Source organism: Streptomyces sp. NBC_00306, assembly GCF_036169555.1.
Classification (GTDB): Bacteria; Actinomycetota; Actinomycetes; order Streptomycetales; family Streptomycetaceae; genus Streptomyces; species Streptomyces achmelvichensis.
The window spans coordinates 6,332,457-6,345,903 of record NZ_CP108032.1; the positions used below are offsets into that span (position 1 = coordinate 6,332,457).

14 protein-coding genes are annotated in these 13,447 nt (G+C 71.2%); 8 read left to right on the forward strand and 6 right to left on the reverse strand.

Annotation, left to right across the window (positions count from 1 at the left end; all coding sequences use genetic code 11):
• Positions 1–10 precede the first annotated feature (10 nt).
• Both murC and msrB read left to right on the forward strand, forming a co-directional pair.
• On the forward strand, positions 11–1,405 hold the full coding sequence (gene murC / locus OHA05_RS28185; protein WP_313943503.1) for a UDP-N-acetylmuramate--L-alanine ligase: 1,395 nt from the start codon (positions 11–13) through the stop codon (positions 1,403–1,405).
• 14 nt (positions 1,406–1,419) lie between these two features.
• Entirely contained in the window at positions 1,420–1,827 is a 408-nt protein-coding gene (gene msrB / locus OHA05_RS28190; protein ID WP_313943502.1) for a peptide-methionine (R)-S-oxide reductase MsrB, read from the forward strand.
• 144 nt (positions 1,828–1,971) lie between these two features.
• Here the strand turns inward: msrB and OHA05_RS28195 are convergent, their stop codons facing one another.
• Positions 1,972–2,361, reverse strand: a complete 390-nt coding sequence (locus OHA05_RS28195) for a VOC family protein (protein WP_328862048.1) — start codon at positions 2,359–2,361, stop codon at positions 1,972–1,974.
• Positions 2,362–2,405: 44 nt separating this feature from the next.
• Here OHA05_RS28195 and OHA05_RS28200 point away from each other — a divergent pair, with 44 nt between their 5' ends.
• Positions 2,406–3,035, forward strand: coding sequence for a nucleoside/nucleotide kinase family protein (locus OHA05_RS28200; RefSeq protein WP_328862049.1), 630 nt, complete (start codon positions 2,406–2,408; stop codon positions 3,033–3,035).
• 16 nt (positions 3,036–3,051) lie between these two features.
• On the opposite strand, the gene OHA05_RS28205 is transcribed toward OHA05_RS28200, so the two are convergent.
• Positions 3,052–3,297 (reverse strand): DUF397 domain-containing protein, encoded by a 246-nt coding sequence (locus tag OHA05_RS28205; protein ID WP_328862050.1) that lies wholly within the window; start codon positions 3,295–3,297, stop codon positions 3,052–3,054.
• Positions 3,294–4,121, reverse strand: coding sequence for a helix-turn-helix domain-containing protein (locus tag OHA05_RS28210; protein ID WP_328862051.1), 828 nt, complete (start codon positions 4,119–4,121; stop codon positions 3,294–3,296). Before OHA05_RS28210 ends, OHA05_RS28205 begins: the two co-directional genes overlap by 4 nt.
• 130 nt (positions 4,122–4,251) lie before the next feature.
• Between OHA05_RS28210 and OHA05_RS28215 the strand changes: the two genes are divergently transcribed.
• Positions 4,252–4,707 carry an ATP-binding protein gene (locus OHA05_RS28215; RefSeq protein WP_328862052.1) on the forward strand — a complete coding sequence of 152 codons (456 nt, stop codon included), beginning with the start codon at positions 4,252–4,254 and terminating at the stop codon, positions 4,705–4,707.
• A gap of 4 nt (positions 4,708–4,711) precedes the next feature.
• Here OHA05_RS28215 and OHA05_RS28220 read toward each other — a convergent pair whose 3' ends face one another.
• On the reverse strand, positions 4,712–5,836 hold the full coding sequence (locus OHA05_RS28220) for a hypothetical protein (RefSeq protein ID WP_328862053.1): 1,125 nt from the start codon (positions 5,834–5,836) through the stop codon (positions 4,712–4,714).
• A 195-nt stretch (positions 5,837–6,031) separates the two neighbouring features.
• Here OHA05_RS28220 and OHA05_RS28225 point away from each other — a divergent pair, with 195 nt between their 5' ends.
• The gene (locus tag OHA05_RS28225) at positions 6,032–6,994 is read left to right on the forward strand and encodes a hypothetical protein (protein WP_328862054.1); all 963 of its coding nucleotides are present in this window, start codon (positions 6,032–6,034) and stop codon (positions 6,992–6,994) included.
• 37 nt (positions 6,995–7,031) lie between these two features.
• Positions 7,032–8,153 (forward strand): aminopeptidase P family protein, encoded by a 1,122-nt coding sequence (locus OHA05_RS28230; RefSeq protein ID WP_328862055.1) that lies wholly within the window; start codon positions 7,032–7,034, stop codon positions 8,151–8,153.
• Between the two features lie 250 nt (positions 8,154–8,403).
• Here the strand turns inward: OHA05_RS28230 and OHA05_RS28235 are convergent, their stop codons facing one another.
• Positions 8,404–9,408 (reverse strand): aldo/keto reductase, encoded by a 1,005-nt coding sequence (locus tag OHA05_RS28235; RefSeq protein WP_328862056.1) that lies wholly within the window; start codon positions 9,406–9,408, stop codon positions 8,404–8,406.
• Between the two features lie 148 nt (positions 9,409–9,556).
• Positions 9,557–10,258, reverse strand: coding sequence for a TetR/AcrR family transcriptional regulator (locus OHA05_RS28240; protein ID WP_328862057.1), 702 nt, complete (start codon positions 10,256–10,258; stop codon positions 9,557–9,559).
• 103 nt (positions 10,259–10,361) lie between these two features.
• Between OHA05_RS28240 and OHA05_RS28245 the strand changes: the two genes are divergently transcribed.
• On the forward strand, positions 10,362–12,653 hold the full coding sequence (locus tag OHA05_RS28245) for an MMPL family transporter (RefSeq protein WP_328862058.1): 2,292 nt from the start codon (positions 10,362–10,364) through the stop codon (positions 12,651–12,653).
• On the forward strand, positions 12,650–13,333 hold the full coding sequence (locus OHA05_RS28250) for an LmeA family phospholipid-binding protein (protein ID WP_328862059.1): 684 nt from the start codon (positions 12,650–12,652) through the stop codon (positions 13,331–13,333). Before OHA05_RS28245 ends, OHA05_RS28250 begins: the two co-directional genes overlap by 4 nt.
• The last annotated feature ends 114 nt before the right edge of the window (positions 13,334–13,447 follow it).

Consider the following 13,447-nt stretch of genomic DNA (forward strand, 5'->3'; position numbering starts at 1 on the left):
AGACACACGCATGGCACCCGCCATCCCTAGCGCCATGGAACGCCCGCACTTCATCGGCATCGGTGGCGCCGGAATGTCGGGCATCGCGAAGATCCTCGCCCAGCGCGGCGCCGCGGTGGCGGGCAGCGACGCCAAGGAGTCCGCGACCGCCGAGAGCCTGCGTTCGCTGGGCGCCACGGTCCACATCGGGCACGCCGCCGAGCACCTGGCCTCCGATGCCAGCTGTGTCGTCGTCTCCAGCGCCATCCGCGCCGACAACCCGGAGCTGGCCCGTGCCGGTGAGCTCTCGGTCCCGGTCGTCCACCGCTCCGACGCGCTCGCGTCCCTGATGACCGGCCTGCGCTCGATCGCGGTGGCGGGCACCCACGGCAAGACCACCACCACGTCCATGCTGGCGGTGGCGCTCACCGAGCTCGGTCTCGATCCCTCGTACGCCATCGGCGGTGACCTGGAGGGCCCCGGGACCAATGCCCGGCACGGCGCCGGTGACATCTTCGTCGCCGAGGCCGACGAGAGCGACCGCAGCTTCCAGAAGTACGACCCCGAGGTCGCGATCGTCCTCAACGTCGAGCTCGACCACCACGCCAACTACGCCTCGATGGACGAGATCTACGACTCCTTCGAGACCTTCGTCGGCAAGGTCGTCCCCGGCGGCACCCTGGTGATCTCCGCCGACCAGCCGGGCGCGGTGGAGCTCACCTCCCGTATCCGTGACCTGTCGACGCTGAAGGTCGTCACCTACGGCGCCTCCGAGTCCGCGGACGTACGGGTGCACAAGGTCACCCCGCGCGGCCTCACCAGCGAGGTCACCGTCCTGCTCAACGGCAAGTTCCTGACCTTCACCGTCTCGGTCCCGGGCAGCCACTACGCGCACAACGCCGTGGCCGCGCTCGCCGCCGGCGTCGCGCTGGGCATCCCGGCGCACAATCTCGCCTCCGCCCTCGGCAAGTACACCGGGGTCAAGCGCCGGCTCCAGCTGAAGGGCGAGGCCGCGGGCGTCCAGGTCATCGACTCCTACGCCCACCACCCCACCGAGATGACCGCCGACCTGGAGGCCATGCGGGGCGCCGCGGCCGACTCCAGGCTGCTGGTCGTCTTCCAGCCGCACCTCTTCTCCCGTACGCAGGAGCTCGCGACCGAGATGGGCCAGGCACTCGCCCTGACCGACGCCTCGGTGGTCCTCGACATCTATCCGGCCCGCGAGGACCCGATCCCCGGCGTCACCAGCGAGCTGATCATCGACGCCGCCCGGGCGGCGGGCGCGGATGTCACCGCCGTCCACGACAAGGAGACGGTCCCCGAGGTGGTCGCGGGAATGGCGAAGCCCGGTGATCTCGTTCTCACGATGGGCGCGGGAGACGTCACGGACCTCGGTCCGCTGATCCTGGCCCGTCTGTCGAGCTGAGGGAGCCGAATTTCATGGCGTACGACATCGAGAAGCCGGACGAGCAGTGGCGCGCGGAGCTGAATCCGGCGGAGTACAAGGTGCTGCGCCAGGCCGGTACGGAGCCCGCCTTCGTCGGTGAGTACACCGACACCAAGACGGAGGGCGTCTATTCCTGCCGGGCGTGCAGCGCCGAGCTGTTCCGCTCCGACACGAAGTTCGAGTCGCACTGCGGCTGGCCGTCCTTCTACGACCCGAAGGACACCGACGCGGTCGAACTCATCGAGGACCGCTCGCACGGCATGGTGCGCGTCGAGGTGCGCTGCGCGCGCTGCGGATCGCACCTCGGGCACGTGTTCGAGGGTGAGGGATACCCCACCCCGACCGACCAGCGGTACTGCATCAACAGCATCTCGCTGCGGCTGACGCCGGACGAGAGCTGATCCCACGGGCGATCCCGGCCACGGCCGGGTGACCCCCACCGAGCACAGCCGGCCGCGGCCGGGGCCCTGTCCGAGTACGAGCCGGGCAGCCCCCAGGCCGCGGCCGGCCCGTTCGCCGGCACATCCCGGCGGCGGCGAGCGGGGCTACTTGGGCTGGAGCAGGTCCCACCGGTTGCCGTACAGGTCCTCGAAGACCGCCACCGAACCGTAGACCTCGTGCCTCGGCTCCTCCAGGAAGCGCACACCCGCCGCCGTCATGCGTGCGTGGTCGCCGGCGAAGTCCTCGGTGTGCAGGAAGAAACCGACGCGGCCGCCCGTCTGGGCGCCCACGCTCGCGCGCTGCTCCTCGTCCTTGGCGCGGGCCAGCAGCAGTGCGCTGCCATGGCCGGAACCGGCCGGGCGGACCACGACCCAGCGGCTCCCGTCGCCGCGGTCGGTGTCCTCGACCAGTTCGAAGCCGAGCGCGTCGGTGTAGAAGGCAATGGCCTCGTCGTAGTCACGGACGACGAGGGTGACCAGGGCGATGAACGACATGGACCTCACGTTATACGTATGACCGGTGATGGAACAATGCGCACATGCTTGCGCAGCCGCCCCCTCCGCACCTGCTGGAACGAGCCCGCGCCCTCGCCGTCCCCGGCCGGCGCCGCGTCCTGGGGCTCGCCGGAGCGCCCGGCGCGGGCAAGTCGACGCTCGCCGGCCGTCTCGTCGACGCCCTCGACGGTCTCGCCGTCCTCGTCCCCATGGACGGATTCCATCTGGCACAGGCCGAGCTCGAACGCCTCGGCCGGGCCGGGCGCAAGGGCGCCCCCGACACCTTCGACGCGGCCGGATACGCCGCTCTCCTCGCCCGGCTGCGCACGCGATCCGCGGACACCACCGTCTACGCCCCCGCCTTCGACCGGAGGCTGGAGGAACCCGTCGCCGGGAGCATCGCCGTCCCGCCGGACGTCCCCCTCGTCGTCACGGAGGGGAACTACCTCCTGCACGACGAAGGCGCCTGGGCCGGGATCCGCGCCCTGCTCGACGAGATCTGGTACCTGGAGCTCGATCCCGCGGTCCGTGTGCCCCGACTGGTGGACCGGCACGTGGAGTTCGGCAAGGAGAGGTCCTTCGCCGAGCGCTGGGTCCGCGACTCCGACGAGGCCAACGCCCGCCTGGTCGCACGGGGCAGGGACCGGGCGGACGTCGTCGTCCCGATGCCGTAGGGCGTGTGCGACGCCGTCAGACCTGAGTGGTGTGGGTGATGAAGGCGGTCCAGGAGGCGGGGGAGAGGGCGAGTTGAGGGCCCTGCTCGACCTTGGAGTCCCGGACGTGGACGGTGGAGGGGCAGGTGGCGACCTCGACGCAGTCGTCTCCGGATCCGCTGCTGTAGCTGGACTTGTGCCAGGAGAGGGCGACCTCGACGCAACTGTCGCCGGATCCGCCGCTGTAGCTGCTCTTGAACCAGGTCAGTTCCGTGGTGGTCATGCTTCTCCTCGCATCTGCCGCAACAGGCTCAGCGAGTCCTCCAGGGAGAGAGCCTGTGACCGCATCCTGGCATACCGCATCTGGAGCATGCTGACCACTTTCGGGTCAGAGATGAACTGGCCGCATTCCTGCCCTTCGCAGTAACCGAACCACTTGTTGCTAGGGGTCTCCAGCAGCTGCATGGGGCCGTCGAGTCCCGCGTGACTCTCTCGCACCATCGGCATGACCTGGATCTCGATGTTGCGGTGTTCCGCGAGCCCGAGGATGTGCTCGATCAGCTCCAGCGTGATCTGCGCACCGCCCGTGCGGCGCAGGAACAGATGCTCCTCCAGGATGAAGCTGTACGCCGTATTCGGCCGCTCCCGTAACAGCTTTTGACGGTCCAGCCGCGCTGCCAGTTGGTCCGCGATCTGCTGGTCGCAGAGCGGCGGCAGCTGGTTCGTGAACAGCGTCCGGGCGTAGGCCTCGGTCTGCAACAGGCCTGGAATCAAGCGGCATTCGTACGTGCACAGGTTCACCGCCTCGGTCTCCAGCTGGGCCCACTGCCGGAACCAGCTCGCCAGCCCGGGTCGCCGCGACAAGTGCCGTGCCGCGCCCCGGATCGTTCCGAACGCGTCCAGCACCTCCTCCGCCCGGTCCACGAAATCCGCCGGCGGAAACCTCCGCCCCTGCTCGATCGACGCCACCGTCGGCACCGAATACCGCACCCGTGGCGCGAACTGTTCCTGCGTCAGTCGCGCCCTCTTCCTGAAAGCCTTGACCACTTCCCCGAACGCCTTCAGGCTGTCCGAGACCTCCGGCTCCCCGCATCCGCTGTCCACCATGGACGGCCACCTCCCGCGTCCATGGTCACGGAGGGTCACTGCGACTGTCCACCGTGTGTACCCGTACGCTGACGCAGCGTACGAGTCGCTGATCTGGAGCGGCCCCCTTCCGGGCGGTCACGGTGGGCCCATGCACCCACCCGTCACACCCCAACAGCTCGGTACCGTACGTGTGTTCACGCAGCGATTCAGCTCCACGGCTCTCGGTGCCCGGCTCGCCCGTCACCTGGCTCTCCATCAACTCCACGCCTGGGACGTGCCGCACGGCTCCGAGGCGTCCGACAACGCCGCACTGATCGTCGCCGAGCTGGCGGCGAACGCCGTGACGCACGGCCGTGTCCCCGGCCGGGACTTCGAGCTGCGGCTCACCCGTACACCCGCAACCCTGCGTATCGAGGTCTCCGACACCCGCGGGGAATGCCGTCCGCCCGGCCCCGGAGATGTCCACCCGCCCGCCGCACTCGACGGAGCCGGCCGGGGGCTGATGCTGGTGGACGCGTTGGCGGACCGGTGGTCGGTGCTGGACCGCGTCCCGGTGGGAAAGACCGTGCGCGCGGAGCTCGATCTCGGGAACGCGAAGCCCTGAGGGCTCACACCTGCGGGAGGCGCGCGACCGCCCACTTCGCCCGGGCGGGCAGATCGCCCAGCGACTGGCGGAACTGCTTCGCGATCAGCGCGAGGAGGTCATGGGCGTGCGCCATCGCATCCCGGGCCAGGCCCGTCTCCCCGGCGGCGATCGCGGCGAGCACCAGCTCGAGATGCTCCTCGGTGATCATCCGGCCGAGACCGCGACGGTGCCATTCCTCGGCGCTCGTGTCCGGGGCGGGCGGTTCGCCGGCCGCACCGAGGTCCAGCGTCCGTTGCTCGTGCGGGGGCGGCGGGGCGGGGGAGTCCAGGCCGATCGCCGTACGGACGCGCGCCAGGGTCCGGCCGGCGGCCGCGAGATCGCCCGCCGAGCGTTCTCGCCGCGCGAGCACCTGCCCGGCCGCGGCCCGGTCCCAGGCGCTGTTCTGGAGCGAGAGGAACCCGCGCTGCGCCCGGGCGGCCTGCGCGTACTCGCCGATCTGCTCCAGGTCCCGGCCCAGTTGGCCCAGCTGCTCCGGATCCGGGCCCGTGTCGTCGAGCCGGCGGATCAGCGAAGCGCGGACAACTTCCCTGCGGACCGGCCCGATCGAGCGCTCCGGATGGCGGGGCAGCCGGTCCAGGAGCTCGTACGCGAGCAACTCCTGCGAGTTCAGCAGCAGATGGTCCGGATCGGTGCGCAGCAGCGCGGCATGAAGACGGGCCACCAGCTCGGCGGGGGAGCGCGCGGGCAGGCCGAGGGCGGTGCGCAGTTCGGTGCGCCGGGCGTCCAGGTCGGGTGCGTAGGAGGTGCGCATCCCGTCCTCCAGTTCGCGGATCTCCTCCGGACCGGGGTCGGGACCCATCAGGTCTCGCCACGCCGGCAGCCCCACGACGATGTCCAGCGCGTCCGTCACGCTGTCCGCCAGGAGACCCGCACCGCCCTCCGAGTCGGCGTACAGCACGGCGTTGCCCCCGCACAGGAAGAAGGTCCCGCCGGTGTCGTCCCCGGCGATCGGCTCCAGCGCGGCGCCGGAGGCGAGGTGCACCTCCTCGCCGTGCTCCGCCCGGTCCAGGTCGAAGTCGAAGGGGAACGCGGCCAGGGCCGCCAGATCCGGCCGCCGCCGAAGCAGCACCAGGGAGGGATCGGTCATGCGGCCGCATGCTACTGAGGCGTACCGACAGCCCGGCGCGCCCCTCTGCCGTCCGGGCATCGGCCCATGAGTCGGCACAGGACGGGCAAAGCGCAGGCCACGACCCCTCTCCCGGGGGATCACCCGCCGACGGGGTGGGTACGCTCGGAGTCCAGGCAGGTCCGGTCCTGGCGGGCAAACGAAAGGGCTGATGACGTGGGGTTGTTCCGGCGGGGGCCGAAGCGCGACGGACTCGATGTGCCCCGGGACCCCGAGTTCTCCTTCTTCTCGGTCGACGAGGGTGCGCGCTTCCGGGGCCAGGTGCGGGAGGCTTTCGCGGAGCACGGCCTCGAAGTGACCGTGTTCGCCGATGTCGTCACCGACAGCGACGGACGTCAGTTCGGACTCGGCAATCTGGCCGCCGTCCTGCACAACGACGACCGCGGACCGCGTGCCTGGTCCGAGCTGGTCCGGCGGCACGTCGGCATGGTCCTGCGCACCATGAACGCGCCCTCCGCCCTGGACACCCTGCCGACCGAGCAGATCCGCGCCCAGCTCTACCCACGGGTCGTCGGCCACGAGGGCTTCGATCCGCAGAATTTCGGCTACGCCCGCCCCCTCGCCCCCGGCCTCTTCGAGATCATCGCGCTCGATCTCCCGGAGAGCGTCATGATGCTCACCGACGAGGCCCTGGAGCCGCTCGGTGATCTGCCCTACCTCCGTGAGCAGGCGCTCTACAACCTGCGCGGTCTGCCGGTCGAGGGGCACGAGACGGTCAAGGGCGAGGGAGGTATGTGCTTCGAGGTCGTCCTCGGCGATTCCTTCTACACCGCGAGCCGCGTCCTCGCGCTGGAGAGCGTGGTCCGGCAGATCGGCGGCGAGCAGCTCACCGCCGACGGCGCCCTGGTGGCCATGCCGTTCCGGCACCAGCTCGCCTTCCACGCCATCCACGACACCGGTGTGATCCCCACGCTGAGCGCCATGACCTCGTTCGCGGCCTCCGGCTTCGCCGACACCCCCGGCGCGATCAGTCCGTACGTCTACTGGTGGCGCGACGGGACGCTCACCCAGCTCAGCGACCGGGAGGAGGACGGCGACGGTCTGCGGATCGTCGTCGGCGAGGACTTCCAGGAGCTGCTGGAACGGCTCGTGGCCGAGGACGGCGGATACGGAGATTGAGCTCGCGCGGGATGTGAGCCGGAGGCAGGATGGGCTCATGCCGACGACTCCCGCGCCCTTCACCGCCGACGACTACCGGGCCCGTATGGCCCGCGCCGCCGAGGCCGCCGCCGCTGCGGGGCTCGACGGTCTGCTGATCGCTCCCGGGCCCGATCTCGTGCATCTCACCGGCTATCAGCCGGGGGTCACCGAACGGCTCACGCTGCTCGTCCTCGTCGCGGGCCGCGACCCGGTGCTCGTCGTCCCCAAGCTGGAGGCGCCGGACGCGGAGGGCGCCGTCGGCGGGCCCGCTCTCACGCTGCGCGACTGGACGGACGGCACCGACCCCTACGGGGTGACCGGGCCGCTGCTTCCTGCCGGCGGCAGGTTCGGCGTCAGCGACAACGCCTGGGCGATGCATCTGCTCGGTCTCCAGCGGCAGTTGCCGGACGCCTCGTACGCCTCGGTGACCGAGGTGCTGCCCATGCTGCGCGCGGTGAAGGACGGACCGGAACTGGAGCGGCTGGCCGCGGCCGGCGCCGCCGCGGACGCGACCTACGAGGAGATCCTCAAGGTCCGCTTCTCCGGGCGGAAGGAGTCGGACATCGCCGCCGATCTCGCCGGTCTGCTGCGGCAGTTCGGCCACTCGCAGGTCGACTTCACGGTCGTCGGCTCCGGGCCCAACGGCGCCAACCCGCACCACGAGGCGGGGGACCGGACCATCGAGACGGGCGACATGGTCGTCCTCGACTTCGGCGGGCTGCTGGACGGCTACGGCTCCGACACCTCCCGCACGGTCCACGTCGGCGAGCCCGCCCCCGCCGAACAGCACATCCACGACGTGGTGCTGGAGGCCCAGCAGGCCGGCGTCGACGCGGTGAAGCCGGGTGTCGCCTGCCAGGAGGTCGACCGGGCTGCCCGCGAGATCATCGAAGAGGCCGGATACGGCGACCTGTTCATCCACCGCACGGGCCACGGCATCGGTGTGACCACGCACGAACCGCCGTACATGATCGAGGGCGAGGAGCAGCCGCTCGTCCCGGGGATGTGCTTCTCGGTCGAGCCGGGGATCTATCTGCCGGGCCGGTTCGGGGTCCGCATCGAGGACATCGTGACGGTGACGGAGACCGGGGGCCGCCGCCTCAACAACACGCCCCGCACCATGGCGATCGTCGACTAGGTCCTGTCGGGGCGATCTTCGAGGATCAGCCTGTGGCGTCGGATGCGGTGCATCGCACGGCGGTGGGGGCACCCCCGCCGGAGGCTGGGGGAGATCGTCCTCGTACTGGGCGTACTCGGGCGACTTTGACAACACAGCGTGGGGGCACCTCCCGTGCCCGAAGGGCTACGGGGGAGTGCCGTAGCTGTCGTCACAGGCCCGACAAGATCGCCCGGACAGGACCTAGCGGCCCCGGGCCGGGTAATGCCGGCTACCGCGGGTCGTGGTGGGACAGCCGCGCCAGCATCTCGTACGGATACGGCAGCGGCCTGCGGCTCGCCTCGTCCAGCCGCGCCGACTGCGCGTCCGTCAGCTCGAATTCAACCGCCCCGAGATTCTCCTTCAACTGCTCGGCGTTCCGCGGGCCGATGATGGGAGCCGTCACCGCCGGCTGCTGCATCAGCCACCGCAGCGACACCTGCAAGGCCGTACGGCCGGTCTCCCGCGCCACCTCGTCGACCGCGTCGAGCGTCCGCCAGGTCTCCTCGGTGTCCCGCTCGCGCCAGCCCTCTTTGCCCGACTGCTCCTGGAAGTGGGCCTCACGCGAACCCGCGGGCACGGAGTCCATGCCGCGCCGGTACTTGCCCGTCAGCCAGCCGCCCGCGAGGGGGCTCCACGGAATGACGGCGATGCCCTGCTCCTCGCACATCGGCGCCAGCTCCCATTCCAGTTCGCGGCTGAGCAGGCTGTAGCGCGGCTGGAGACTGACGTACGGCTCCCAGCCGCGGAACTGCGCGAGATCCAGGGCGCGTTGGAGCTGAGACGGTGTCACATTGCTGGTGCCGACATAGCGGACCTTGCCCGACCGTACGAGCGTGTCCAGCGTCGCGAGGGTCTCCTCGAGCGGGGTGGTCGCGTCCCAGATGTGCGTCTGGTAGAGGTCGATGTAGTCCGTGCCGAGCCGCCGCAGGCTGGCCTCCACCGCGGCGATGATGTGTTTGCGGCTGAGCCCGCCGTCGTTCGGCGCCTCGCCCATCCGCCCCCACACCTTGGTCGCGATGACGAGATCGTCCCTGCGGCGTCCCTTCAGCCAGCGCCCGAGGATCTCCTCGGAGCCTCCCCGCGCATACATGTCGGCGGTGTCGATGAAGGTGCCGCCCGCCTCGGTGAAGGCGTCGAGGGCGCCGTGGCCGCTCGTGTCGTCGCCGAAGCTCATGGTGCCGAGGCACAGTTCGCTGACGCGCAGACCCGTCCTGCCGAGATTGAGTTGCTTCATGCTCCGAGACTAGGTCGTGTCCGCGAAGTCTCGACTGGTTCGCGGCGTCCTCCGGGCGGACGACGACACTTTGCGGACACTCCCTACGAGTTGGAGCACTCTCGATCGCAGGACTCGTCCTCGGCCGATGTCGCCGGCGCAGGGAGATCTACGGGCTCGGCGCCGAGGCGGGCGCTTCGGTCGTCGCGAGCAGCGCGTGCACAGTCGTCTCCATCGCGCGCCGGGCCGTCGCGGTGTCCAGGCCGCTGCTGCGCCAGTGGTACCAGGCGCCCCAAGTGGTCACCCCGTCCAGCCCGTTGAGCAGATCCGCCCGGCGGTCCGCGGGCAGCCGGTCGAGTTCCGCGGCGAAGATCTCGGCCAGGCGATCGCGCGCGAAGGCGTAGACCTCACGGGTCACCTGCTCGACGCGTTCCGACGGCTGGTCCTGGCGCATGATCGCCAGCCGCGTCGGGGTCATCCACTCCAGGATCCGGGAGCGCTGTTCGGCCATCGCCGCGACCCGCACACTGCGCGGGCCGTCTGTCGGCAGCGGCTTGATCTGTGCAAACAACTGCTCCAGCCGGCGGGTGATCGCGGTGTCGATGACCTGGGACATGTCGGCGAAGTGATGGAACACCAACCGCCGGGACACACCGGCCCGCTCGGCGACCCGGTCCGCGGAGAAGTGCGCCTCGCCCTCGTCGAGCAGCGCCAGCAGAGCATCGGCGATCTTCTCGCGCGTCTGCCGCCCCCGCTCGGTACGCCCGTCCGGAGCGCGGGCTGGGGTGTTGCCCTCGCTGCCGCCCTGTGTCCGGCCCGGGGCACGCGTCTCGCCGCCCTCCGGTGACTGTCGCGCCGGCTGCTTCACCACGGTCCCTCCTGAAGTCTCGCTGTTGACATTGTTGCACTCGCGATGCAACGGTTCTGATTGCACGCCGAGTGCAATGAGTTCGTACGGAAGGGCCACAATCCTGATGCTCCTGTCCGTCGGGCGCTGGTGCGCCCGCAGACCCAAGAGAACCGTGGCCGCCTGGCTGCTGCTGCTCACCGCCCTGGCCGCCGCTGTCACTGTCTTCGGGACGGTCACCAGCGAGGCCGTCACCATCCCGGGCAGCGACAGCCAGGCGGCCCGCGACGCGGGCGAGGCTTTCGGCGACGCGGCCTCCGGGCCGCAGCCCGTCCTGCTCCACACCACGGCCGGCGAGGCGGAACTGACCTCCTCGGCGCAGCGGGCGGCGGTCGAGGCGGCCGCGCGGGCCATCGCCGACGTGGACCACGTCGTGGCCGTCGCCACCCCCTACGACCGGGCGGGCGGGAGCGCCCTCAGCGCCGACGGCCGTACCGGCCGGATGCTGGTCGAACTCGACCTCACCGGGCGGGACATCACCCCCGCCATCACCCGCGCCATCGTCGACGCGGCCGGCCCCGCCGCCGACGCGGGCATCGAGGTCACGCCCGGCGGCGATCTCGCCGAGGCGGAGGACAAGGGCTCCACCGGGCACAGCGAGATCATCGGGCTCGCCGCCGCCTTCGTCGTCCTCGCCCTGGGCTTCGGCAGTCTCGTGGCGGCCGGGGTGCCGCTGCTCACGGGTGCGCTGGGGCTCGCCGGGTCCCTGTGCGTGGTCGGCCTGGTCGGACACCTCGTCGACATGCCGTCCTCGGGCACCACGATCGCGGCGATGATCGGCCTCGGCGTGGGCATCGACTACACACTGTTCTGCCTGACCCGGTTCCGTGAACTGCTGGCCGCCGGGGCGGGCGTGGAGGACGCGGTCGCACGCACCATGGCCGGCTCAGGCAAATCGGTGCTCTTCGCCGGAGCCGCGGTCATCGCCGCGCTCGCCGGTCTCGCGCTGGGCGGGCTGCCGCTGCTGCACGCCCTGGCGCTGGCACCGGGGATCGCCGTACTGGTCGCGGTGGCGGCCACGCTGACGCTGCTGCCGGCGGTGCTGGCGCTGCTCGGGCCGAGGCTCGCACCGAAGCCCGTAACGGCACGCGTACCGAGGTTCATGGCGAAGCTCGCCTCGAAGCGTTCCGCGTCGCGGCCGGCGGGGAGCGACCGGGTCGCTGACGCGGGCGCCGGCACCGGCACCGACGCCCGCCCGCGCGGCTGGGGACGTATCGCCGAGTACGTCGCCGCCCGGCCGTGGCGCTGTCTGGCGGCCGGGCTCGTCCTGACCGGCGTCCTGGCCGCACCCGCAGCCCACTTGACGTTCGGTCAACTCGACGGCGGCGACCGGACCGTGGGCACGGCGAGCCGTACGGCGTACGACCGGACCGCGGCCGCCTTCGGCCCCGGCGCCAACGGGCCGCTCCAGGTCACCGGCACCCTGTCCGACCCCGCGGCCGCACCCGACGACCCGAGGCTCGCCCCGGTCACGGCCGCGCTGCGGACCACCCCCGGCGTCGCCGCGGTCGCACCGGCCGAACTGGCCGCCGACGGTCGCCACGCGCGCTGGCAGGTCACCCCCGAGACCGCGCCGGGGGATCCGGACACCGCCGCTCTCGTGCACCGGCTGCGGGAGGACACCCGGGGGGCCGGCAGTGGACTCGTCACGCATGTCGGCGGTGCGACGGCAGCCCAGGCCGACCTCAACGAACGCCTCGCCCGGCGGATGCCGCTGGTGGTCGGATTCGTCCTGGCGGTGGCGGGGCTGCTCCTCCTGCCCGCCTTCCGTTCCCCTGTCATCGCGGTGAAGGCCGCGGTGCTGAACCTGGTGTCCGTGGCGGCCGCCTACGGAGTGCTCACCGCGGTCTTCCAGTGGGGCTGGGGCGCGCAACTGATCGGCCTGGAGGGGGCCGTCCCGATACCCGGCTACGTACCGCTGCTGATGTTCGCGGTGCTGTTCGGGCTCTCGATGGACTACGAGGTGTTCCTGCTCAGCGCCATCAGGGCGGCGTATGTACGCGACGGCGACAACCGCGGTGCGGTGATCAGCGGCCTGGCGGGCACCGGCCGGATCGTCACCTCCGCGGCACTGATCATGGTCAGCGTCTTCCTGAGCTACGTACTGTCCGACGACCCTGTGGTGAAGATGTTCGGCATCGGACTGGCCGTCGCCGTGGCCCTGGACGCGACGGTCGTCCGCGGCATTCTCGTCCCGTCCACGATGGTCCTGCTCGGCCGCGTCAACTGGTGGCTGCCCGCCTGGCTGGACCGGCTGCTGCCGCACATGGGCATCGAGGACGACGGCCACGGTCCGGCGCGACCACCGAAGGAAGCGGTCGCCGATGCGGCCCTCGCGAGCGACGGAAGTGTGTCATGACCGGCCTGTTCAGAGCGTGGCGCGGCCGGCGCCGCTGGACCGTTCTCGCGCTGTGCGCCGTGCTCGCCGCTCTGCCCATTGCCGACCGCGTCGCCGCCGGTGTCGCCGAGGGACGGATCGCCGACCGGGTCGCCGCCGTGAGCACCACGGTGGTCGGCACCCCGCAGGTACGGATCGACGGCTTCCCGTTCCTCCTGGACGCGGCCCGTGGAACCTTCCCGCAGGTGTCGGTGCGGGCCGACGCGGTCACCGCCGAGGAGCAGCCCGTGCGCGCCGCGATAGAACTGCACGGCGTGACGGAGAAGGCCGACACCTATACGGCGGCGAGCGCGGACGGACGATTCACGGTGCCCCTCGACTCGTTGGGCGGCAATTCCGGCGGTGCCGCGTCGCTCTCCGCCGACGAGGACGGACGGCTGCGTATCGAGGGGGTGCGCGGGCTCCCGCTGACCGTGACGGCGGAACTGCGGCTCACCGGACGCACCATCACGGCGGTCCCGGTGTCGGCCTCGTTCGCGGGACGCCCCCTCGACCCGTCCGCTCCCCGGATCGCCCGGGCCTTCGCGGAACGGGACCGCGTGGTACCGGTTCTGCCGGCGGGCCTCAGCCCGACGGATGTGACGGTCGGGGAGTTGGGGGTGACGGTGCACGCGCGGGGGGAGGATGTGCGGCTGGGCTGACGGCGGTCGCGTCGCAGCAGTGGCCCGTCGGGGGCGGGTCGGACAGGGCTGAATATCGGTCAAGTTTTGGCCAGGACATGACCTCTGGTTCCGTTCTGTATTCACAGGAACTTC

Bases quoted from the DNA above. Each gene is read 5' to 3' on its own strand.
- OHA05_RS28200 (WP_328862049.1), top strand. From the start codon at position 2,406: ATGCTTGCGCAGCCGCCCCCTCCGCACCTGCTGGAACGAGCCCGCGCC.
- OHA05_RS28250 (WP_328862059.1), top strand. From the start codon at position 12,650: ATGACCGGCCTGTTCAGAGCGTGGCGCGGCCGGCGCCGCTGGACCGTT.
- msrB (WP_313943502.1), top strand. From the start codon at position 1,420: ATGGCGTACGACATCGAGAAGCCGGACGAGCAGTGGCGCGCGGAGCTG.
- OHA05_RS28220 (WP_328862053.1), bottom strand. From the start codon at position 5,836: ATGACCGATCCCTCCCTGGTGCTGCTTCGGCGGCGGCCGGATCTGGCG.
- OHA05_RS28195 (WP_328862048.1), bottom strand. From the start codon at position 2,361: ATGTCGTTCATCGCCCTGGTCACCCTCGTCGTCCGTGACTACGACGAG.
- OHA05_RS28235 (WP_328862056.1), bottom strand. From the start codon at position 9,408: ATGAAGCAACTCAATCTCGGCAGGACGGGTCTGCGCGTCAGCGAACTG.
- OHA05_RS28230 (WP_328862055.1), top strand. From the start codon at position 7,032: ATGCCGACGACTCCCGCGCCCTTCACCGCCGACGACTACCGGGCCCGT.
- murC (WP_313943503.1), top strand. From the start codon at position 11: ATGGCACCCGCCATCCCTAGCGCCATGGAACGCCCGCACTTCATCGGC.
- OHA05_RS28245 (WP_328862058.1), top strand. From the start codon at position 10,362: ATGCTCCTGTCCGTCGGGCGCTGGTGCGCCCGCAGACCCAAGAGAACC.
- OHA05_RS28205 (WP_328862050.1), bottom strand. From the start codon at position 3,297: ATGACCACCACGGAACTGACCTGGTTCAAGAGCAGCTACAGCGGCGGA.
- OHA05_RS28210 (WP_328862051.1), bottom strand. From the start codon at position 4,121: ATGGTGGACAGCGGATGCGGGGAGCCGGAGGTCTCGGACAGCCTGAAG.
- OHA05_RS28215 (WP_328862052.1), top strand. From the start codon at position 4,252: ATGCACCCACCCGTCACACCCCAACAGCTCGGTACCGTACGTGTGTTC.